Source organism: Grimontia sp. AD028, from assembly GCF_000973155.1.
Taxonomy (GTDB): Bacteria; Pseudomonadota; Gammaproteobacteria; order Enterobacterales; family Vibrionaceae; genus Enterovibrio; species Enterovibrio indicus.
On sequence record NZ_LASY01000024.1, the window covers coordinates 1 to 21,339 of the forward strand.

The 21,339-nt window shown below is 50.0% G+C and carries 17 protein-coding genes; 8 read left to right on the forward strand and 9 right to left on the reverse strand.

The window, feature by feature from the left end; all coding sequences use genetic code 11:
* A partial coding sequence (locus RN22_RS25420; RefSeq protein ID WP_046303506.1) for a hypothetical protein occupies positions 1 to 196 on the reverse strand: 196 nt, incomplete at its 3' end.
* 58 nt (positions 197 to 254) lie between these two features.
* Here RN22_RS25420 and RN22_RS05875 point away from each other — a divergent pair.
* The gene (locus RN22_RS05875) at positions 255 to 1,457 is read left to right on the forward strand and encodes a sugar transporter (RefSeq protein WP_046303538.1); all 1,203 of its coding nucleotides are present in this window, start codon (positions 255 to 257) and stop codon (positions 1,455 to 1,457) included.
* A gap of 159 nt (positions 1,458 to 1,616) precedes the next feature.
* Positions 1,617 to 2,141 carry a spermidine N1-acetyltransferase gene (gene speG, locus RN22_RS05880; protein WP_046303507.1) on the forward strand — a complete coding sequence of 175 codons (525 nt, stop codon included), beginning with the start codon at positions 1,617 to 1,619 and terminating at the stop codon, positions 2,139 to 2,141.
* A 68-nt stretch (positions 2,142 to 2,209) separates the two neighbouring features.
* Here speG and RN22_RS05885 read toward each other — a convergent pair whose 3' ends face one another.
* From RN22_RS05885 to RN22_RS05910, 6 genes are all read right to left on the reverse strand, one after another.
* Positions 2,210 to 3,184 carry an ABC transporter permease gene (locus RN22_RS05885; protein WP_046303508.1) on the reverse strand — a complete coding sequence of 325 codons (975 nt, stop codon included), beginning with the start codon at positions 3,182 to 3,184 and terminating at the stop codon, positions 2,210 to 2,212.
* A gap of 1 nt (position 3,185) precedes the next feature.
* A complete protein-coding gene (locus tag RN22_RS05890) occupies positions 3,186 to 4,304 on the reverse strand; it encodes an ABC transporter permease (RefSeq protein ID WP_046303509.1) in 1,119 nt (372 codons plus the stop codon).
* Positions 4,301 to 5,845: an ABC transporter ATP-binding protein gene (locus RN22_RS05895; protein ID WP_046303510.1), complete on the reverse strand. Its 1,545-nt coding sequence runs from the start codon at positions 5,843 to 5,845 to the stop codon at positions 4,301 to 4,303. The genes RN22_RS05890 and RN22_RS05895 overlap by 4 nt, the downstream gene beginning before the upstream one ends.
* Positions 5,846 to 5,988: 143 nt before the next feature.
* A complete protein-coding gene (locus RN22_RS05900) occupies positions 5,989 to 6,987 on the reverse strand; it encodes a BMP family protein (RefSeq protein WP_002539073.1) in 999 nt (332 codons plus the stop codon).
* Positions 6,988 to 7,177: 190 nt separating this feature from the next.
* A complete protein-coding gene (locus tag RN22_RS05905) occupies positions 7,178 to 8,308 on the reverse strand; it encodes an endonuclease/exonuclease/phosphatase family protein (protein ID WP_046303511.1) in 1,131 nt (376 codons plus the stop codon).
* 46 nt (positions 8,309 to 8,354) lie between these two features.
* Positions 8,355 to 8,858 carry a hypothetical protein gene (locus RN22_RS05910; RefSeq protein WP_002539075.1) on the reverse strand — a complete coding sequence of 168 codons (504 nt, stop codon included), beginning with the start codon at positions 8,856 to 8,858 and terminating at the stop codon, positions 8,355 to 8,357.
* Between the two features lie 377 nt (positions 8,859 to 9,235).
* On the opposite strand from RN22_RS05910, the gene mobB reads away from it, so the two are divergent.
* From mobB to fabV, 3 genes are all read left to right on the forward strand, one after another.
* Positions 9,236 to 9,817, forward strand: a complete 582-nt coding sequence (gene mobB, locus RN22_RS05915) for a molybdopterin-guanine dinucleotide biosynthesis protein B (protein WP_046303512.1) — start codon at positions 9,236 to 9,238, stop codon at positions 9,815 to 9,817.
* A 222-nt stretch (positions 9,818 to 10,039) separates the two neighbouring features.
* Positions 10,040 to 10,495 (forward strand): methylglyoxal synthase, encoded by a 456-nt coding sequence (locus RN22_RS05920; protein ID WP_039850084.1) that lies wholly within the window; start codon positions 10,040 to 10,042, stop codon positions 10,493 to 10,495.
* Between the two features lie 10 nt (positions 10,496 to 10,505).
* The gene (gene fabV / locus RN22_RS05925) at positions 10,506 to 11,702 is read left to right on the forward strand and encodes an enoyl-ACP reductase FabV (RefSeq protein ID WP_046303513.1); all 1,197 of its coding nucleotides are present in this window, start codon (positions 10,506 to 10,508) and stop codon (positions 11,700 to 11,702) included.
* Positions 11,703 to 11,766: 64 nt separating this feature from the next.
* Here fabV and RN22_RS05930 read toward each other — a convergent pair whose 3' ends face one another.
* A complete protein-coding gene (locus RN22_RS05930) occupies positions 11,767 to 12,060 on the reverse strand; it encodes a helix-turn-helix domain-containing protein (protein ID WP_046303514.1) in 294 nt (97 codons plus the stop codon).
* Positions 12,061 to 12,313: 253 nt separating this feature from the next.
* Here RN22_RS05930 and RN22_RS05935 point away from each other — a divergent pair, with 253 nt between their 5' ends.
* Both RN22_RS05935 and RN22_RS05940 read left to right on the forward strand, forming a co-directional pair.
* On the forward strand, positions 12,314 to 12,562 hold the full coding sequence (locus tag RN22_RS05935) for a hypothetical protein (RefSeq protein WP_046303515.1): 249 nt from the start codon (positions 12,314 to 12,316) through the stop codon (positions 12,560 to 12,562).
* Between the two features lie 131 nt (positions 12,563 to 12,693).
* Entirely contained in the window at positions 12,694 to 14,064 is a 1,371-nt protein-coding gene (locus tag RN22_RS05940; RefSeq protein WP_046303516.1) for a permease, read from the forward strand.
* Between the two features lie 13 nt (positions 14,065 to 14,077).
* Here the strand turns inward: RN22_RS05940 and RN22_RS05945 are convergent, their stop codons facing one another.
* Positions 14,078 to 19,534, reverse strand: coding sequence for an S-layer family protein (locus tag RN22_RS05945; protein ID WP_046303517.1), 5,457 nt, complete (start codon positions 19,532 to 19,534; stop codon positions 14,078 to 14,080).
* Between the two features lie 272 nt (positions 19,535 to 19,806).
* Between RN22_RS05945 and RN22_RS05950 the strand changes: the two genes are divergently transcribed.
* Complete coding sequence (locus RN22_RS05950) at positions 19,807 to 21,291, forward strand: carbon starvation protein A (protein ID WP_046303518.1); 1,485 nt, start codon at positions 19,807 to 19,809, stop codon at positions 21,289 to 21,291.
* The last annotated feature ends 48 nt before the right edge of the window (positions 21,292 to 21,339 follow it).

Below are 21,339 nucleotides of genomic sequence, written 5' to 3' on the forward strand. Positions count from 1 at the left end.
CTCGAATTGAACGCATTGATAGCCTCTGAATGCGAGCATCTTCAGGTCGTTTGGGTATAAAACTGTATGAAATGATGAATAGCTCGGTTGGTTGGCTCAGTTGGCTAAAAGTCATCCAAGCTCGCCCTTCCCTGTTAAGGCCACCGTAGAATTGATTGCAACTTTTTTGACCATTGCCTCTTTTTTGAACCTGCATTACACTCGCGTTCCTTTTTCGCTTGTTGTTTATTTTTTGCCTGTCGCTTCTCATTACCATGCACACCAAGTCCCAAAATCTGATGCCTTGGCTCAGAGTGTTTCTGATCGCCCTGAGCGCCTTTATTTTTAATACCACCGAGTTTGTCCCTGTCGGCATGTTGGCTAACCTTGGCGAAAGCTTTGGTATGCGCCCTGCTGAAGTCGGGCCAATGCTGACGATTTACGCCTGGATTGTGGCGCTGGCTTCTTTGCCAGTAATGTTGCTGCTTGCCAATTTTGAGCGTCGTCGCCTGATGTTGGGCGTATTTGCATTGTTTGTTGGTAGCCATGTCATTTCTGCCATGGCTACCAGTTACAACATGCTGCTGGTTTCCCGTGTCGGTATCGCGTTTGCGCACTCGGTGTTTTGGTCGATCAGTGTCGCGATGGCAGTAAGAATGGCACCAAAAGGCAAAGGTGCGGTGGCAATCAGTCTGCTTGGAACAGGTACAGTGCTCGCCATGGTAATGGGCGTGCCATTGGGTCGCGTTGTTGGCGAATGGTTCGGCTGGCGCACGACTTTCGGTGGCATTGGCGTGATTTCTGGCGTGCTGATGTTGGCGCTTTGGCGCTGGCTGCCGATGCTGCCGGTTTCCAACTCCGGTAACCTATCCAGCCTGCCCGAGATTGCGCGTAATAAGCCGCTGCTGAGTCTGTATCTATTGACGGCGATTATCGTCACTGCTCATTTTACGGCTTACACCTATCTTGAACCGCTGATTCAGCAGGTTTGGAATCTGAGTGCGGATGTTACCACCTGGGCGCTGATGACTTACGGCGCGGCGGGTATTGTTGGCAGCTTGTTGTTCAGTCGCATGCAGCCTCGTCATCCAAACACCCTGCTGATTCTGGGCTTTGGCTTGCTGGCATTGTGCCTTTCTATGCTTTCGAGATCCGGTATTGGCATATTCCAGCTTTTCCCGGGTGTGGCACTTTGGGGCGCGGTGATGATGACAGTCGCGCTCGCCCTGCAAACACGCGCGCTGGAATACGGCTCGAAAGCGACCGATATCACCATGGCTATCTACTCCGGCATTTTCAATGTGGGGATTGGCGGCGGCGCACTGCTGGGTAGTCAGGTTGTGCTTCACTATGGCGCGGCGAAAAACGGCCTTGTTGCCCTTGCCGTGATCAGCTTTGGCCTGCTGCCACTTTGGTATTTGGTGCGGAAGAAAAGAACGGACGATACAGAACCAGAGTTGGTTCAAGTGCCATCTTAATAGCCAGAACGAAAAGCCGCTGACCAAAATCAGCGGCTTTTATCTATAGGCAATCAAAACGTCAAAACATTTCATTTCCCTACTTCGAAATCCGGTGATATCTTCCGTCGCCGACAAAAATTCAGTCGCGCTAACAGACACTTCAGAACGAGAAATAGTATGCAAAACGCTATTCGATTGCGCGCCCTTGAGCAAACCGATCTTCGCTTTATCCACCAGCTAAACAACAACCGCTCTATCATGTCATATTGGTTCGAAGAACCTTATGAGTCTTACTATGAGCTGGAAGATCTATTCAGAAAGCACATTCACGACAGCACCGAACGTCGTTTTATCGCAGAAAACGAACAGAAGCAGGCAGTAGGCCTTGTGGAACTGGTAGAGATCAACTCGATTCACCGAAATGCTGAGTTCCAGATTATCATCGCACCGGATTTCCAGGGTTGTGGCTATGCGAAGACACTTATCAATAAGGCACTGAACTACGCCTTTACGATTCTGAACCTGCACAAGGTTTACCTGAACGTGGCAGTGAACAACGAAAAGGCGATTCACTTGTACAAGAAGTGTGGCTTCGTTGAGGAAGGCCATCTCGTGAAGGAAATCTTCGTGAACGGCGAGTACTGCGACATTAAGCGCATGTACATTCTGCAAGATGACTACTTGGCAAAGCGAAGCGCTTAACCGCAGATTGCTAGAGAATAAAAAACGAGGGCATTTGCCCTCGTTTTGTTTTGTGCTGATTTAAGCCATTAACGTTCTTTCTCGTAAGGTCGCCCAATCGCTTTCGGAGCCACAGCTTTGCCGATAAAGCCCGCCAGCAGTACCACGGTCAGCACGTAAGGTAACGCAGAGAACAGCTGGGTTGGCAACACGCCAATCAGCGGTATCGACACGCCCTGCATACGCGTTTCCAGTGCCGACAGGAAGCCGAACAGCAAACAGGCCAGCAGCGCATTGCGAGGCTGCCATTTACCGAAGATAACTGCTGCCAGCGCAATATAGCCCTGACCTGCTGTCATCTCCTTACCAAACGCCGCATTCTGTGCAGTAGATAGGTACGCACCCGCCAAGCCACACAGCAAACCTGCTATCAGCACCGCACGGTAACGTAACCAAACGACAGAGATACCTGCCGTATCAATCGCATTTGGCTCTTCACCCACCGCACGCAGACGCAAGCCGAAGCGGGTTCTGAACAACACCCACCAAGTGATGATCACTGCGATAAAAGCGAGATACACCAGAATGTTGTGGCCGGAAATGACATCGCGATAAAGCGGACCAATCACAGGAATGGTGTCACCCAGCCATTCAGCGCCTGGCAATTCAGCCGGAAGGAATCGCTGGTCGTTGTGAAGCGTTGGCGTTTGACCACCACGCTCAAACCAAGCGTGGCCGAGGGTAATCGTCATCCCCGAGGCAAAGAAGTTCACCGCAAGGCCAGAGATAATCTGATCGCCCTTTTGGGTGATAGAGGCATAGCCATGAACCAGTGCCAACATCATTGAGCCTGCAATCGCAGCCAGAAGCCCCAGCCAAGGGTTACCCGTCACGTAGGAAACCGCAGCCGCAGCAAACGCGGCGAAGAGCATTTTACCCTCAAGACCGATATCAACCACGCCAGCGCGTTCAGAGAAAATCCCTGCCATGGCAGCGAAAATTAACGGTATGGCGAGACGTATGGTGGAATCAGCCGATGAGAGGATCCAGTTAAACCATTCCATGTTACGCCCCCTCTGCTTGCGCGTTACGGCGCATAAAGAAGCCTTCGACTGGCTTGCGGATTAATCTGTCGAGCGCCCCCGTAAAGAAGATCACCAGACCTTGAATCACCATAATCAGCTCTGGGTTGAGGCTCGGCATTTCAAACTGCAGCTCAGTACCACCTTGGTAAAGCGCACCGAACAGCAGTGCAGCAACCACAATCCCGAACGGGTGGTTACGCCCCATCAGTGCCACGGCGATACCGATGAAACCAAAGCCACCCGTGAAGTTCAGGATCAGGCGGTTTTGCGCGCCATAGACTTCGTTCACCGCCATCAAACCTGCCAGTGCGCCAGAAATGGTCATCGCGATAATGATGATTTTCTTGGCGTCGATACCTGCATACTCTGCCGCTGTTGCGTTCTGCCCTACGACGCGAATCGCGTAGCCAAGGCGGGTTCTGAACATCAGTACCCAAACCAGATACGCCACCAGCAATGCGATAAGGATGGAAGGATTCAGCAGAGAGAATGGCAGTTCGAGACCATAGCTTGCACCGAGTTCATAGAGTTTCGGGAACACGGCTTCGGGGTTGAAGTAACGCGAATCGGTCGAGTTACCACCGTATTTGGCGATATGCTCAACCAATGCGTAACCCATTACAGAGAAGGCAATAAAGTTGAACATGATGGTGGTCACCACAATGTGCGAACCGCGTTTTGCCTGCAAGTAACCTGGCACCGCGCCCCAAAGCGCACCGAAAGCCGCCGCGACCAAAATCGCCAATGGTGCCATCAGCCACATGTTCAGCACACCATCAAGCAGCAGCATCAAAATGCCGATGCCTAAACCCGCGATATAGGCCTGACCTTCACCGCCGATATTGAACAAACCTGCATGGAAAGCGACAGCAACCGCCAGCCCAGTAAACACAAAGTTTGTCGCGTAATACAGGGTGTTGTTCAGACCACCAAATTCCAGATTGGTCGCCCCCTGAATCATCACGCTGAATGCTGCAGTTGGGCTTTCCCCTACCAGCAATACCACCAAGCTGGAAATCACCAGCGCGACAGAAAGCTGAATAAAGGGAACCAGAAAGGTTTTCACCCACATTGGGGCGCTTTGTTGAGGTACATTCATGCTGCGCCCTCCTCTTCTGCGGCATTCGCCATCAAGATACCGAGTTGACGCTCGTCCATGTCTTTAGCAATCACATCACCGGTGATTTCGCCATCCACCAATACGATGATGCGGTCGGACAGCGACATAATTTCTTCAAGCTCTGTCGAAACCAGTAAAATCGCGGCACCAGCATCTCGGGCGGCAATCAGGTTGCGGTGAATAAACTCAATCGCACCGATATCCACACCACGGGTTGGCTGACCCACCAAAAGCACTTCTGGCTCACGCAGCATTTCACGGGCAATGATGAGTTTTTGTTGGTTACCACCGGAGAAGTTGGCGGATTTCAGTTGTGGATCAGCAGGACGCACATCGTACTGCTCCATCATGCCTTTAGTCGCTTTTTCAATCGCCACCGGGTCGAGCAAGCCTTTGCCGTAAGCAATGTCATGCTGGAAGCCGAGAATGGCGCTTTCTGAGGCTGGCATCGCTTTTACCAAGCCTTGTTTGATACGGTCTTCCGGAATATGACCGACACTCAAACGTCGCATTAAGCCAGCATCACGGCTGTCTTTGCTGGCGAACTTCTGGCTACCTTTGGAGGTCGTTAAGGTAAAATCCCCTTCCTGCGGCACTGTGACACCTGAGAGCACAGAAAGCAGTTCGGACTGGCCATTGCCTGAAACGCCTGCAACACCCAGAATCTCACCCGCTTTCAGGCTGAAATTCAGATTCTTTAAGCGCTTAACACCGCGGCTGTCAAACCAGGAAACGTTATTCACGCTAAGGCGCTCTTCACCCGGCGTCGCGTCGGTTTTGTCGACACGCAGCAAGACTTTGCGCCCCACCATCAACTCTGCCAGTTCATCTACATTGGTATCAGCTGTTTGTCGATGTGCGACCATGGCACCTTGACGCATGACAGACACAGAATCCGTGATTGCCATGATCTCTTTAAGTTTGTGAGTGATCAGAATGATGGTGACACCCTGTGATTTCAGGGTGTTGAGGATCTCGAAGAACTGTTCAATTTCCTGCGGCGTCAAAACGCCTGTCGGTTCATCCAGAATCAGAATGCGTGCGCCACGATACAAGGCTTTGAGAATTTCCACGCGCTGCTGAATACCAACGGGAAGCTCACCGACAATGGCATTGGAATCAACGGTCAATCCGTATTCTTCTTCAATTTTCTCCAATGCGCCGCCGACGTTTTTTGAGGCCACGTCCAACAGGCTGTGTCCTTCTGCACCGAGCATGATGTTTTCGAGAACAGAGAAGGTTTCCACCAACATGAAGTGCTGGTGAACCATGCCGATGCCATGGGAAATGGCATCTTGAGAATCTTTGATATTCACGGTTTCCCCATCGACTTCGATGGTGCCTGAATCAGCTTGGTAGAAACCGTAGAGAATCGACATCAGCGTCGATTTACCTGCACCGTTTTCCCCGACAATACCGTGGATGGTTCCCGGCATCACCGTGAGGTCGATGTCTTTATTTGCATGAACTGCGCCGAATCGTTTGTTGATTCCTCGCAGTTGAATGGCGGGTTGTGTCATGCCTGCTCCTTGGCATCAATTTAAGAACGACGTAAGCGATTATTCTTGTGAGAGCAATACGTTAAGTAACAAGGCAAATCGCTATCTTTTGATGCAATTCGCCCCCAGTGGCACAAACCAAACTGGGGGCGAGACAAACGAAATTAGTATTCGCAAGAATCGGTGCTGAAGTAATCGTGAACCACGATCTTACCTGCGATGATGTCATCACGGATTTGCTTCACACGCGCTTCCATTTCTGGGGTCACGAGGTCACGGTTGTACTCGTCCAGTGCCCAGTCAACGCCGCCTTCTTTCAGACCCAAGGCTTGCAGACCTGGGGTGAATTCGCCGTTTTTCGCATCATTGAATGCGTCTTGTACCGCAACGTCTACACGCTTAACCATAGAAGTCAGCATCACGCCTGGGTGCAGGTAGTTTTGGTTGGAATCAACGCCAATTGCGTATTTTTGGCCGTCAACGGCTGCCTGGTAAACACCTACACCAGTACCACCCGCTGCTGCGTAAACCACGTCTACGCCTTTATCGAACTGCGATTTTGCCAGCTCAGCACCTTTGGTTGGGTTGTTCCATGCTGCAGGGGTTGAGCCTGTCATGTTTTGGATAACATCCGCGCCTTCTGCTTCAAACTTCGCGCCTTGCTCATAGCCACACGCAAACTTACGGATCAGAGGAATGTCCATACCGCCGACGAAACCGACTTTGTCACTCTCACTCTTCATGACTGCCAGTGCACCTACCAGGAACGAACCTTCGTGCTCTTTAAACACAACAGAACGTACGTTTGGCAGATCGACCACTGCATCGATGATAACGAATTCAGTTTTAGGGAATTGCTTCGCCACTTTCTCTACGATAGGTGCTTGTTGGAAACCTACCGCAACGATTGGGCTGAAACCACGCTGAGCCATACGCAGCATCGCTTGCTCACGCTGTGCTTCATTGGTGATTTCAAACTCACCGTAGCTGATGCCTGTTTCTGTCTTAAACGCTTCTGCGCCAGTGTAAGCCGCCTGATTGAATGATTTGTCGAACTTACCACCCATATCGAAAATGACAGAAGGCTTGAACTGAGCTGCTGACGCCGATGCAGACATAAGACCCAGGGTAACTGCTGCAGCCAGTGAGGTGATCGTTTTCATCCTTGATACTCCATCTATTGAGGAAATCCGTTATTTGATAAATTTATACGCTAGCCATATGAAGACTCAGAGCTTCATATGATTCGGATATATGTATTCATAGGACAAATTAACATTTCATCCACAAAGCACGGACAAATATCGTTCTGCTTGCGGTGAAATCTTGAACGCTTTCACACACCGATTGGTTTTACGTGCGCTGACTCTCGTTTTCACAAGCCTGCTTCTGTGATGACTCCTGCAGTATCACATCCACATAAACGAGGCGATGGTCGGAAGAACACCCTGATACCGCTTTTCCTTTCTCGTTATAGATGAATGATGCTAATGCATCGTCCACTTTCGGCCAGAAAACGCCAGAAGCAATGGGTTTGAGATGGTGGGATGGCAACACATAGTCGAGCCTCAATCCGCGATCGTGGGTTGCGCGACTTTTGCCTCTGGAGCGTGAATTGAAAAGCGCCTTGGCTGCGCCTTCACTCTGGGGTTGAACATCTTGAAGAATAGGGTCAGAAAGCAATGCCCGGACCTGTGCTTTGTCGCCATCACCATTCGCCGGATCAGCATTGAGATCGCCCATAATGACAAATGGCTCTCTCTCATCAATGCCACCCTTAGCGCCGTTATCGTCGATGAGAAAGGAAGCATTGCTGACGATGTCATGCAGAAGTTGAAGCTCATCTGCATTTCTTCTGAGGTTGCGTCTTTCCGGCCCATCAAAAACCGGCGGAGTCGGGTGGCACGCCACCAAATGAATACGCTGGTTATTCACTATCACGGGCAATGCAATGTGATTTTTCGAGGAAAGACGAATAGGTGCCAACCCCTTCTGTTCGAAATAGGACACAGGCATTCGGCTACCTGGGTAGTCTTGCCAGAGTAATGTCTGCCAGCTGCGGCTGTTTTCGGTATCAAGCGGATATTTGCTCAGTACTACAAACCCGTAATGGCCGTGATGTCTGCCAAATCCGTGCGCCCTTTCTGGCGACGCTGACACATCCTCTCCTTCCACCACAGGTAAACCGGTATTAGTGGAAGGTAGGTAGGTATAAGGGAAGTGAATGGCAGCCTGCCCACATTGCGGCTTTTCCAGATATTCCTTTTGGAAGTACGCCAACATGCCATCATCACCGCCATGTCCGAGATGGTCGAATTCGCAGAGCAACAATATATCTGGCTGAATGTGTTGGATGATGGCAGCAATATGGCTATAGCGGCGATGCTTCGCGAGTTTTAACTCAGTGAAGATCTCCCCCGGGTTATCGGCGGACATCGCCATATTGAAGGTGGCAAACCTTAACGATTTTCTATCAGGCACCATGATGGCTACTCAGTCGTTTCGAACTGGGCATGGTAACCTTTTGAATCTACTGCGAACAACGTTCTTGGCTAAGAATCATCGACAAGGCAGTACGAATGTATTTGGCATCAGCTTCCGCACGGTGCGGTGCTGGCCCCAAAGATTCAAGCGCAGCTAGAAAATCATCGCGGTTGATACTCTCATGGTTCAGCAACCAATGACCCACTTCCGTCAATGTGAAAGTCGGGCGCATGTGCGCAGCTTTGTAAAGTCGGCCAAGCCAGAACAGATCCCACTGGCTATCGCAAAGCACATCATCGTAATAACAAAGCGTGCTGTTGAGGTGCGAGCAAACATCGACGACTGACATGCCATCTTTTTTCAATGCAAAGCGGCTCAAACCATGGATCTCTGTTTCCGCAAACTCGTCCCAGTGTTGCCAGTTTTCAGGGGAGGTATCGGGGTTGATAAGCAGGCTGACACTGGTGCCATCGGGCAAGCTGTAACCAACTTCTATCGGATATGAAGCTTCTGTTAGGCCAGAGGCTTCAAAATCGAGGGTAACCCACATATTATCGCTCCATGATAATGTTGTGTTCGTGAAGGTCGTCAGAGCACAAGTCACACGCGGGTCTTTGCTAAAGGCACATCCATTTTGCCTAACAATTTCGCCCTTTAAGGCGCCTGCTGTGTTCTGAATTGATTGTATACCCTAGGCCGGAACCCTGCGGAAGTTGTGACCAAAGTAGAGAGGTTTATCCCATCCCTTTGTCATCAAACCGGTTTCGACTGGGAATTATTAGCGACTGTGCTACCACGAATATGCAACAGCCACATACGCAACTAAATGTAGTGCGTTTTATTTTTCCTGCACGAAAAAACTTTAACCGTATGGCATATTCATTGCCGTTTTATCACTTTTTAGAAAATTAGCCTTTGGCGATATAAATGACATTCCAATCAAACACGCTGACACCCGTACTCGGTTTTGCTGGCTTCAGTGGCTCGGGAAAAACCACCCTGCTTGAATCTGTTATTCCTCATTTGAAGGCAGCAGGGCTGCGGGTAGGTTTGTTAAAGCACAGCCACCACGACATCGAACCTGATAAGCCAACCAAAGACAGTTATCGTCTGCGTTATGCAGGTAGCGACCAACTTTTACTGGCCACCTCTAAACGCCACATGTTGTTTTTCGAATACCACGATAGCGAGGACAGAGAGCCAGATCTAAGAGAGTGTTTGGCGCAACTCGACCATTCCCGTCTGGACATTGTTTTAGTGGAAGGCTTTCGTGATGAAATCTTGACCAAAATCGAAGTGCACAGACCGAGTTATGGCAAGCCTGCACTATATCTTCATGATCAGAATATTATCGCCGTTGCATGTGATGTGATACCAGAAGACTTTGAAGCTTCGTCCCACTTTCGCCTTGATATCAATGCTCCTAAAAACGTGGCTGATTTCATCAAACATTGGCTGAAAACGGCGTCCGATAATGAGAAATATCTCGCCTATGAGCCGAAACTGTAAAAACACCCTGTTCAATAAGCTTATTGACGTGAATAACCTCAGCTTGACTGCCACAATCATTTTGTAGGTGCTCTTGGCGCTTGCTGTATATTTTTACAGCAGCCCACGAGACGCATAGTGGGCGAATAGACGATCTATGTCCGGCTTTTCCCATTCTTGTGTCGCCCGTTTCGATTAAAAACATCAAAATGAGTCTTTCCTATAATGCATAAGAAGTTAGATATGAATTCAACGACCCGCACTGTCACTCCATGCAAACAAGTGGCTTTGGTTGCTCACGACCACCGCAAATCTGAACTGTTACGCTGGGTGAAGGAAAACAGAGACGCATTGTCACATCACACCCTTTACGCGACAGGGACAACGGGCAACATTCTTAGCCGCGAAACGGGCTTATCCATCACCGCTTTGATGAGTGGTCCGATGGGCGGTGACCAACAGCTTGGTGCAATGATCTGTGAGAAGAAAATCGATGTGCTGGTCTTCTTCTGGGATCCACTCAGTGCCGTGCCTCACGACCCGGATGTCAAAGCCCTGCTGCGTATTGCGGCGGTTTGGAACATTCCGGTCGCGATTAACCGTGCTTCTGCAAATTACCTCATCACGTCACCGATGATGACGCACGAAATTGATATCGAAGTTCCTGACTACGACAAGTATCTTTCTGAAAGGCTATAAACCCAACCTCATGATTATCCAGCCCCAAATTCAAGGTGTGGTAGCGCGCAGCTGCCACCCTTTCGGTTGCCAGGCCGCCGTCTCTGAGCAAATCGCAAAATCACGAACCCAACAGTCATCGTCCGACGCCTTACCTAAACGGGTATTGATCCTCGGTGCGTCGTCCGGTTTCGGATTGGCGTCCCGCATTGCACTGGCATTTGGCCCTGCAAAAGCGGACACCATTGGCGTGTCTTTCGAACGTGGTGTTTCAGACAAAGGCATTGGTAGCGCTGGCTGGTACAACAATATCTTCTTTCATCAGGCTGCAGAGCAGGAAGGATTAGTCTCCACTAACATCGTCGGTGATGCCTTTTCTTCTGAAACCCGTGAGCAAGTGGCAAAAGCCATTGAACAGGAATTGGGTGGTCAGGTTGATTTAGTCGTCTATTCACTGGCAACAGGCATTCGCCCGAACCCTGAAACCGGTGAGTTTTGGCGCTCTGCGATTCGTCCAGTGGGTGAAACCGTAGAGGGGTATTCGGTCAACCTCGAGAAAAACAGCCTGGATAAGGTTTCACTTCCACCTGCCACCGAACAGGAAATTGACGAAACCGTGAAGGTAATGGGCGGAGAAGACTGGTTGAGCTGGATGCAGTTCCTCAACGAGAGAAACCTGCTGGCAAAAGGTTGTGAAACTGTGGCCTATTCCTACATTGGTCCTGAGCACACCCACGCTATTTACCACAAAGGTACCTTGGGGTTGGCGAAAACCCACCTTCACCACACCCGCGATGACATCAATACGCTGCTTGAAAGTATCGAAGGTAACGCCAACATCGCGGTATGCAAGGCGCTGGTCACCAAAGCCAGTGTATTTATTCCCGGTCTGACGCCTTACCTTCTGGCCCTGTATCGCGTCATGAAGGCTAAAGGTTTGCATGAAGGCTGTATCGAACAAATGAACCGCTTGTTCTACCGTAAATGGCAAGATGCAGCCGACAGAGATGCAGAAGGTCTTATCCGTATTGATGACTGGGAATTACGCAATGATATTCAGCGTGAAGTGAACGCATTACTCGCTGAAATGACCCCAGAAAACTTCGAGAACATCGGAGACTATCAAGGCGTGCTTGATGAATTCCTTCAACTCAACGGCTTTGCGTTCCCTTCTGTCGATTACAACCAAGATGTCGACATTGAAGCCCTAAAGGCACTTCACCCCTAGATGGAACGCACAAAGAATCTACGGAACCTAAAAATGGCAGGATCAACCTGCCATTTTTTATCGCTTAGCCAGACGTCGGATATTCCAGAAGAGCTTTGAGCTCATCAAGATGCTTTTTCACCCAGGTGCGGTTTATTGCGCCCCAGTCTTTAATCTCATATCCACCGTTTTTATTGGCACCGACAAATTCGGTTTCAATGTCCAACTCGCCAAGCGCTTCAATCGTGTCCTGAGCCGTGCGTCTCGGCATGCCAGTTTCGCTCATAATGGCAGGGACGGTATTCACGCCATTATCGATAAGATGCGCTACCAACAAGCGACGATAGAAACTGGTTTTGGTTTTGCTCGGTTTACTCAAATGCTTTCCCTTTCAGATTATTAGCCTGATTTAGACTGACTTTGAGTGTAACGCCAAAGCATGGCAGAAAAATGTTATCCGCCCTTTTTAGTGCAGCAACTCACGTCATTGGTCACCCATAAGTTAAATCATGCGCAATGCAACAATCCACATTCAGTCTCAGCAATAATACGGGATTCACCCACTGCACGCTGAGATGCGTGCCAGACTGTTCGGTGCTCAAACTATTCCGATATCAAAACGGAGGTCAGTGATGGCTCAGCAAAAAACAAAAGTATCTACCCACGAGACCATGGAGAATACTTATGGTGACGACGTCGAACATAAGCACAACAAAGATCACCTCGACTATCGCGCCCACGAACCCAGCCACGGACACCACCTACATGGTGGAGTGAATTCCCACAAAGGGACTCACCACCATCACCGTACGACGCACCACCATCATCATTACTATGGTCCGGTGACAATTGTCATGGGGCCGGACGAGGACGACGAATAACAGAGAGTAGATAGACTTTAGGTAATCCAGCCCGATAACCGTCGGGCTTTACCCAGATTCGATACACTGCCACGGCGTTGACGAATCTAGGCTTTATTCCCAAAGATGCTCAATGTCAGGGTAATGCGGGTATGGACTTCATCCTTCATCTGTTCGATGTGTTTTTTAATATGGTATGGCAGATTTACTGGCCTCTCGCTTTTGGCTTAATGCTGTCTTCCTTTATCCGCCACTTATTACCCGTGGAGACTGTGGTTAAACACCTTGGACAAACCAATGTGAAAAGCCTGACGTTCACTACCTTGTTGGGCGTGATGTCTTCATCTTGTTCTTACGCTGCGGCTTCTCTTTCCCACACGCTGCTAACCAAGAAAGCGACGCTTGCCAATGCCATGGCGTTTCTGGTTTCCAGCACAAACCTGATTGTGGAAATGTTTATCGTGTTGGTCGCACTACTTGGTTGGACCTTCTTCTGGGGAGAGATTATCGGCGGGCTCATCCTGATCATGGCGGTGGCTTTCCTGTTTGAACGTTTCTATCCCAAAGAAGTGGAAGCGCAGCTTCACGCCAAACTTGATGCGGAATCAAAGCCAGAAACATCTGGCATGAGTGACTGTGGTATGGATATGTCAGCCATGCAAAAAGGCGATGATGATTGCGGTATGGACATGCCCACCATGAGGCACAGCGAACATGAACACCATCATATGGAGATGGCAAAAGACAAAGGCGATGACTGTGGCATGGACATGTCAGCCATGCACCACAGTGAACACGCTCACCATCATATGGAAATGCCAAAAGACAAAGACGATGACTGTGGCATGGACATGTCAGCCATGAATCATGGTGGTAATCACGACCATATGAAGATGGACATTACACCGAAAGATGATAGTTCGTCCATGGCGAAAGTCCGAAAAGCCGCTGGTTTCTTCCACATGGATCTCGCCATGATTGGCAAAGAAATCTTAATTGGGGTGGTCGTTTCTTCCCTGCTGATTGCAGTGGTACCGATTGACGGCTGGCGCACCCTGTTTATTAGCAATGACGCCAATATTCCTGCGTTTCTGCATTCTCTTATCGACGTGGTGATCGGCGTGTTCGTGGCCATGATTGCCTATGTGTGCTCGGTGGGTAACCTGTTGCTGGCCGCAGCACTATGGCATGGTGGCATTTCCTTTGGTGGCGTCATTGGCTTTATTCTGGCCGATGTGCTGACCATTCCCATGATGCGGGTATACCAAAAATATTACGGCACTGAACCAACCAAATGGATTGTCGGCTTGCTCTTTGTGGGAATCGTCTTTACCGGACTGAGTATCGATGCCCTGTTTACCTTGTTTGGTGTTTCTGTTTCCAGCGAAACGCTGCGACCTTTGATTCAAGATGGCTTCGGTATGAACTTCACCACTGTGATGAACCTGATCTTTATCCCGCTATCCATCTGGTTTTATCAAGTTGGGAAGAAAGCCAATGCGGGCATGGGAATGAGCATGTAAGGTGTTTCTAATACTAACCATCGATATGGAGCTGAGATTGCAACACAATGGTATCCAACAACATTTTACTGATTTCGCCATCAGTTTTCCCTGATGTATCAAGCGAGTAGGCGGCAGTCATGTCTGAGACGCTCAGGTTTTCAAACACAATTTGCTGATCAACATTGCCGTCGCCTTCACTGGATATACTAAGCACCGCATTACCAGAGCCGTTGTCGATAAAAGAAAGGTAATCTTCGAGCGTCGCCTCGCTTTCGTTTTGCAGTAAGTCGGACAAATCCAATATGTCACTGCCCATATCAAAATCGGTGATACTGTCGACATTGACGGTGATCGCACCTTCCACGTCTGACTGGAGGAATTTAAAGGTATCTGAACCATCCCCCCCAGTTAATCTGTCGGTCCCAGATCCACCAACAATCAAGTCGCTGCCCAAACCACCATCAAGAATGTCATCGCCACCGCCACCAAATAAAGTTTCATCTGCCGAAGTCCCAGTAAAGGTATCGTCGGTATCCAGTCCAGCAAAGGAAATAATAGGGTCGTCAATGATACTGACAGTCACCGTGGAGCTCACTGACTCTGAGCCATTCGACAGGTTGTAAGTAAACACTTCTGACTCATTGTTACTGTCGCTGGCTGATATCAATTGGAATTGATATTCGCCTGCCCGGTGAACGCCATAGTCTTCAGTATACATGGTGAAGTCACCGTGATCCGTATTAATCGTGATGATACCGTTTCCGTCTGCCGTGTACGTCGTAGCGTTCCACACCACAGAATCAATCTGCGCATCACCCGTCACACCCAGATCATTGTCGAGCACATTCCCCACTCGATAATGCAGATCCGCGCCATATTCAGAGCCATAAACCAGACTAGACTCATTGACTGATACGACATCCGCCACCGCAGTCATTGAGGTATCGTGGTTGATGGTGAGCACGGCAGTATCTGTGTCGCCATCGTCATCACCCAAGGTGTAAGTGAAAAGCTCAGCAGCAAAGGGGCCGCTTCCTGTTGCGGATGACTGAAATGAATAGCTGCCATCAGGATTGATGGTCAAGGTACCCAAAGACGCCGTGATTGTCGTGGGGCCTGAAACGAAGTAAGTCGCGCCGTCATAGAGTACGGATGTTACCGTCGCATCAGAGCTCGCCGAATCTTTGCCGCCGGAGTCACTGATAACATTGCCGTAAATCTCTCCCTGAGTCCCGACACTGTCGGTGTCGTCGTTGGCGGTAATGTTCTGATCAGTAACATTGAGTGTCACTTCCGTCCAGGTGCCACCATCGCCCAAGCGATAGTAGAAACTGTCTTGCATCGTTTCGGAGGTGGTATGATCAATTAATGGCGCTTCGTAGGTAAATGAGCCATCTGCATTGACTGTCACTTTCCCACCAAGGGTGGTCGTGAATACTGTCGCGCCGCTTACTGTAGCGGCATTTGAACCAGAACCGTCTGTAGCAAGCTGTATCGACTGATTAGTGTCACCGGTGTCATTAGCCAGCAGCCCAGATGACGCATCGACCGTCAGGGTATTTTCTTCGGCGATGGTGTAGCTATCAGCTACTTCTACGTAATCATCTGTCAGGGTAATACCGAAGGTTTTGAGAGAAACATTGCCTTGAGAATCAACAGCACGAACTGTCACTGTCGGGTTTGGATCGGTTTCATAATCTAACTTGGTGTTATCACGAATTGTCACCTGCCCCGTGCTGGCGTTGATTTGAAAAGCTCCGTTGTAGTCGTCAGTAAGCGAGTAAGAGACCGAATCCTGGCTCGTAGATTTGGAAATCACATAATTGTTCCAGCCACTTTCATAATGAAGACCGCTCGCCACATTGGAAGTTTGTCCCTCATAGGTGACTGTCGCCCATACATCAGTATTATTTGAGATAGTCTGGTTGTAGTTGGAATGGTGGGCATATACCGTTCCCCCCGATGCAACCACAGAGGAGATCAGGGTGCCACCAAGATAGAAATTCACGGTTGCGCCAGCAGGAATCCCATTGGCATGAATCCCCGTCACATGGCTACCACCATGCCCGTGCCATCTAACTGCCGTGTTATCGATCCAGGAACCAATACCTTCGGGATCCGCATAGGCTGTTAACCCCACCGATGTGCCATTCGCAGCACTTTCGCTGACAGTGTTGGAGCTTCCATTGTTATCGGTGACAGCGCCGATACCAGAACCATCTGTTTCAGCGGTCACATCAATCGTGTATTGCTGGGAAACTGAAGTGCCATCTGCAGACGTTGCAGTCACTTCAATAGTCACTTCAGGCTCAGTCGAAGCATTGAGCAGATTGTGGTTTGCCACATAAACCTGACCCGTCGATGAATTGATGCTAAATGCGCCACCATGACTATCACTCAAGCTATACGTCACTGCATCGCCATCACCATCGACTGCCTGAGCGCGAAGGTAGGTGTAGCCATTGCTCGAATCGCCGACCAGATTTTGCATTGCGTCAATATCAGTCAGCTCACCAATGCCACCATCAATTACGTTGATATCAAAGTCAGCCGTTGAGGTAGAGCCATCTGAGGATGTCGCTACCACGGTAATGGTTTGCGTTGTGTCTGTCAGTGCACTCACGCCTCCAGCTAACGTCACAACACCTGTGGAAGCGTCAATCGTAAATAAACCGCCAGCGCTGTTAGAAAGTGAATAAGTAATGTTGTCGCCATCCGCATCCACTGCAGAAATATCAATGCCAACGGTTGAACCGACGGTAGCGGTATCCGACACCTGATTGAGTCCAGCGTCCGTATCTGTCAACGATCCAATGCTTGCATCCGTATCACCGGTTGCCGCATCCACGTTGGTCACATCAATAGTGAACGTTTGAGTTGAAGTGGTACCGTCAGTCGAGGTTGCTTGCACAGTGATCGTATGTTGCTGCGCCGTCTCGTAATCCAAATTCCCGGCGACAGTCACTACGCCTGTCGCGCTATCGATGGCAAACAGTCCGCCTGCACTGTCTGTCAGTGAATAGGAAACCGTATCCGTGGCATCACTGTCACCAGCATTGACCTTGATACCGACCGTAGTGCCAACGACCGCATTTTCAGATACTGAATTTGCCGTGCCGTCTCCGTCAGCAACGGCTGTCACTGAAAACTCACTGGTGTCATCCAACACATCCACTGTCAGCGTCTGTGTGCTGGTGCTGCCATCTGTTGAAGTCGCTAAAACCGTGATGGTGTGTTGAGAAGCCGTTTCCCTGTCTAAACTGCCTGCTAAGGTTACCTCGCCTGTTGACGCATCAATCGTGAACAACCCACCCGCATCATCTGTGAGTGAGTAGCTCACCGTGTCGGTACCATCATCGTCCTCAGAATGGAATGTCACCCCAACACTGCTGCCAACCGCGGCACTCTCTGAAATCTCATTCGCCGTCGCATCGGTTTCCGTGACTGCAGAGGCTGAATGCTCGGTCGTATCGTCCGTCAGTTGAATCGTGTAGGTCTGAGAAGATGTGGTGCCATCAGTCGACGTCGCCACAACCGTTATGTCGTGCGATGTTGCTGTTTCATAATCCAACACGCCTGCCACTGTCACTTCACCAGTCACCGGGTCGATGGCAAACAGTCCACCAGCATCATCTGACAGAGAAAAGGAAACCGTATCTGTCGCGTCACTGTCATCAGCATTGACTGTGATACCTACCGTAGTGCCAACGGCGGCATTTTCAGATACCGTATTTGCCATGCCGTCTCCGTCAGCAAGGGCTGTCACTGAAAATTCACTGGTGTCATCCAACACATCAATGGTCAGCGTCTGTGTGCTGGTGCTGCCATCTGTTGAGGTCGCTAAAACCGTGATGGTGTGTTGAGAAGCCGTTTCCCTGTCCAAACTGCCTGCTAAGGTAACCCCGCCTGTTGACGCATCAATCGTGAACAACCCACCCGCATCATCTGTGAGTGAGTAGCTCACCGTGTCGGTACCATCATCGTCCTGAGAATGGAATGTCACCCCAACGCTGCTGCCAACCGTGGCACTCTCTGAAATTTCATTCGCCGTCGCATCTGTTTCCGTGACTGCAGAGGCTGAATGCTCGGTCGTATCGTCGGTCAGTTGAATCGTGTAGGTCTGAGAAGATGCAGTGCCGTCAGTCGACGTCGCCACAACCGTTATGTCGCGCGATGTTGCTGTTTCATAATCCAACACGCCTGCCACTGTCACTTCGCCAGTCACGGGGTCGATGGCAAACAGTCCACCAGCATCATCTGACAGAGAAAAGGAAATGGTATCAGTAAGGTCGCCGTCACTCGCAGTCAGCTGCAGCCCAACACTGGTGCCTATCGCTGCACTTTCTGACACCATGTTCGCGCCAGCGTCAGAATCCGTTATTGATGTCACCGAAAATTCACTGTTGTCGTCCGTCAGCGAAATCGTGAAGCTTTGTGTGGAGGTGCTGCCGTCGATAGAAGTGGCTTCAACGACGATAGTTTGCGTTTGCGCAGACTCATAATCCAAGAGACTACTGTCTGCGACCGTGACCTCTCCTGTTTCTGAATCAATGGCAAAGGCACCGCCCGCATTGTCAACCAAAGTGAAGATGACCTTGTCGCCATCTTCATCTGACGCCGTCACCGTTAAGCCCGTTGAAGAGCCGTTTGCAATGCTTTCTGACACAATACCTTGTGCGCCCGCAGTGATATCAGAAACGGAACGATCAGTATCCCCTTCTTCTGGCGCATTGTTGGCAATGTTGATAGTGAAAGTTTGGGTTTTGACCTGATTATCTTCGGAAGTCGCACTAACTTCGATGGTGTATTGCGTAGCTGTTTCGTAATCCAGATTACCCGCAACCGTGACAATCCCGGTTTCCGGATCGATAGCAAACAGGCCGCCTGCGTCATCAGTCAGTGTATAAGTGACGTCACCGTGCCCATCATCGAATTCCTTGGCGATGTGAATACCCACCTCATCACCGATTTGAGCGTTTTCACTGATGACATTGTCGCTGTCATCAACGTCGACCAAATCTGCCAGCGGGAACATTTTGCTGAGGAGTTCGGCCTGCAACGGTGAGAGCTCTCCCGCCAACCCCGTTGTATCGAAGCCCGCCATATCACCCAGCGCCATACCGTGGCTAAGACAGCCCTCAATCACAGAAAGTGGCACTTGCGTGTGATCGTGTAGCTCATCTTGCTCCGTACCGTCAGTGTCCGACGTTCCTCGGGCCAGCGTCATGACTGATGATATGCCAGCATTGGGAAAAGTCTCTGAAAGGATCAGGTCGATGTTATCCGTCGCACGAGATTCAAATAGAGGCACGGCACCGAAATCGCCGATATAGAACATGGTGGCGGTGCTTCCCAGCCCTGGATAGGCATCACTACCGGGCATGGCAGTGACAGTGGTGTCATGAAACGCAATGATAAGTTCACCCGGGGAAGCGACATCTTCCCCATTGACAACACGATATTGACCTTCCGGCGAGATTGATATCATCGTCCACCTCTATGCTAAAACTGCAACCCTCAGCCGGTACATCAATCAACCTTTGTGAAATCATACCGACGCAACTTTACACCTTAAAAATAGCACAAGTGTAAAATTTACTGACAAAGCATTCATTACAAGCTCGCCAAAGTTTTCCGCCACTTAATTTCCTAAGCGACCACTTAATTTTCTATTCCACCACTCAACCACTGAGCGAATGCGTCATTGTCAGGCGAGCCGTAGAGTTGGCACCGTGAATCAACTCAATAAGGACAATGGCTATGATGTGGTTTCTCACCTGTGTCGCTGCGCTGATTGGCGGCTACTTCCTCTACGGGGCGTTTATCGAAAAAGTGTTCGGCGTTAACGAACACCGTAAAACCCCTGCTCACACCAAAACAGATGGCGTTGACTATGTGCCGATGTCGACCCCTAAGGTATATCTGGTTCAACTTCTGAACATTGCTGGTGTGGGCCCAATCTTCGGTCCGATCATGGGCGCCCTTTACGGCCCAGCGGCGATGCTTTGGATTGTGGTGGGATGTATCTTCGCAGGTGCCGTACACGACTACTTCTCTGGCATGTTGTCTGTCCGCAATGGCGGCGCATCAGTACCAACGATTACCGGTCGCTATCTGGGTAACGGCGCAAAACATTTCATGAACATTTTTGCCATTATCCTTCTGCTTCTGGTCGGTGTTGTGTTCGTTTCAGCCCCTGCTGGCATGATCACTAACCTGATCAACGAGCAAACCAGTCTGACGGTCACCATGACCAGCATGGTCGTTGTCATCTTCGCTTACTACATCATTGCGACCATTGTTCCTGTCGATAAAATCATCGGTCGCTTCTACCCGTTCTTCGGCGCGCTGCTGATCTTCATGTCTGTTGGCCTGATGACCGCGATTGGCTTCTCTGACGAGCACACAGTGATGGGCGGTTTTGAAGTGAGCGACATGTTCAGCAACCTGAACCCTAACGACATGCCACTGTGGCCAGCCCTGTTCATCACCATCGCTTGTGGCGCAATCTCTGGCTTCCACGCGACCCAGTCTCCGCTGATGGCACGCTGTATGGAAAACGAAAAGAACGGCCGATTTGTATTCTACGGTGCAATGATTGGTGAAGGCATCATCGCCCTGATTTGGTGTGCGATTGCCCTGTCTTTCTTCGGCACACTGGAAGGTCTGAATGAAGCCGTTGCAAACGGTGGTCCAGGCAACGTGGTCTACAGCGCATCATTCGGCCTGCTGGGTGTATTCGGTGGCATCATCGCCTTCCTGGGTGTGGTTATCCTGCCTATCACATCTGGCGACACCGCATTCCGCTCTAGCCGCCTTATCCTTGCTGAGTACTTCAACATGGAACAGAAAACACTGCGTAACCGCCTGATGATGGCAATACCTCTGTTTGTTATCGGTGGCATCCTGACTCAGGTAGACTTCGGCATTATCTGGCGCTACTTCGGCTTTGCGAACCAAGCGACAGCTGTGATGATGTTGTGGACTGCATCCGCTTACCTGCTGCGTCACAACAAGCTGCACTGGATCACCACCATCCCTGCGATGTTCATGACGTCTGTGTGTGTGACCTTCATTCTGAACAACAGCACTTTGGGTTTTGGTCTGCCAATGAATATCTCGACCGGTGCTGGCGTACTGTTTGCCCTGACCGCTGCAGGCTACGTGATTAAAACCTCTAAAGGTAAAGGTGAAACTGACCTGGCTGATGAAGAGCAGCCAAAAGTGGAAACCAAAACTGCCTGATATAACAAAACGTTAGAGAAAGAGCCTGCCTAGCAGGCTCTTGTTGTA

What these genes read in the sequence shown, in the direction of transcription:
- RN22_RS05875 (WP_046303538.1), top strand. Translation starts at nt 255, where the DNA reads ATGCACACCAAGTCCCAAAATCTGATGCCTTGGCTCAGAGTGTTTCTG.
- speG (WP_046303507.1), top strand. Translation starts at nt 1,617, where the DNA reads ATGCAAAACGCTATTCGATTGCGCGCCCTTGAGCAAACCGATCTTCGC.
- RN22_RS05885 (WP_046303508.1), bottom strand. Translation starts at nt 3,184, where the DNA reads ATGGAATGGTTTAACTGGATCCTCTCATCGGCTGATTCCACCATACGT.
- RN22_RS05890 (WP_046303509.1), bottom strand. Translation starts at nt 4,304, where the DNA reads ATGAATGTACCTCAACAAAGCGCCCCAATGTGGGTGAAAACCTTTCTG.
- RN22_RS05895 (WP_046303510.1), bottom strand. Translation starts at nt 5,845, where the DNA reads ATGACACAACCCGCCATTCAACTGCGAGGAATCAACAAACGATTCGGC.
- RN22_RS05900 (WP_002539073.1), bottom strand. Translation starts at nt 6,987, where the DNA reads ATGAAAACGATCACCTCACTGGCTGCAGCAGTTACCCTGGGTCTTATG.
- RN22_RS05905 (WP_046303511.1), bottom strand. Translation starts at nt 8,308, where the DNA reads ATGGTGCCTGATAGAAAATCGTTAAGGTTTGCCACCTTCAATATGGCG.
- RN22_RS05910 (WP_002539075.1), bottom strand. Translation starts at nt 8,858, where the DNA reads ATGTGGGTTACCCTCGATTTTGAAGCCTCTGGCCTAACAGAAGCTTCA.
- mobB (WP_046303512.1), top strand. Translation starts at nt 9,236, where the DNA reads ATGACATTCCAATCAAACACGCTGACACCCGTACTCGGTTTTGCTGGC.
- RN22_RS05920 (WP_039850084.1), top strand. Translation starts at nt 10,040, where the DNA reads ATGAATTCAACGACCCGCACTGTCACTCCATGCAAACAAGTGGCTTTG.
- fabV (WP_046303513.1), top strand. Translation starts at nt 10,506, where the DNA reads ATGATTATCCAGCCCCAAATTCAAGGTGTGGTAGCGCGCAGCTGCCAC.
- RN22_RS05935 (WP_046303515.1), top strand. Translation starts at nt 12,314, where the DNA reads ATGGCTCAGCAAAAAACAAAAGTATCTACCCACGAGACCATGGAGAAT.
- RN22_RS05940 (WP_046303516.1), top strand. Translation starts at nt 12,694, where the DNA reads ATGGACTTCATCCTTCATCTGTTCGATGTGTTTTTTAATATGGTATGG.
- RN22_RS05945 (WP_046303517.1), bottom strand. Translation starts at nt 19,534, where the DNA reads ATGATATCAATCTCGCCGGAAGGTCAATATCGTGTTGTCAATGGGGAA.
- RN22_RS05950 (WP_046303518.1), top strand. Translation starts at nt 19,807, where the DNA reads ATGATGTGGTTTCTCACCTGTGTCGCTGCGCTGATTGGCGGCTACTTC.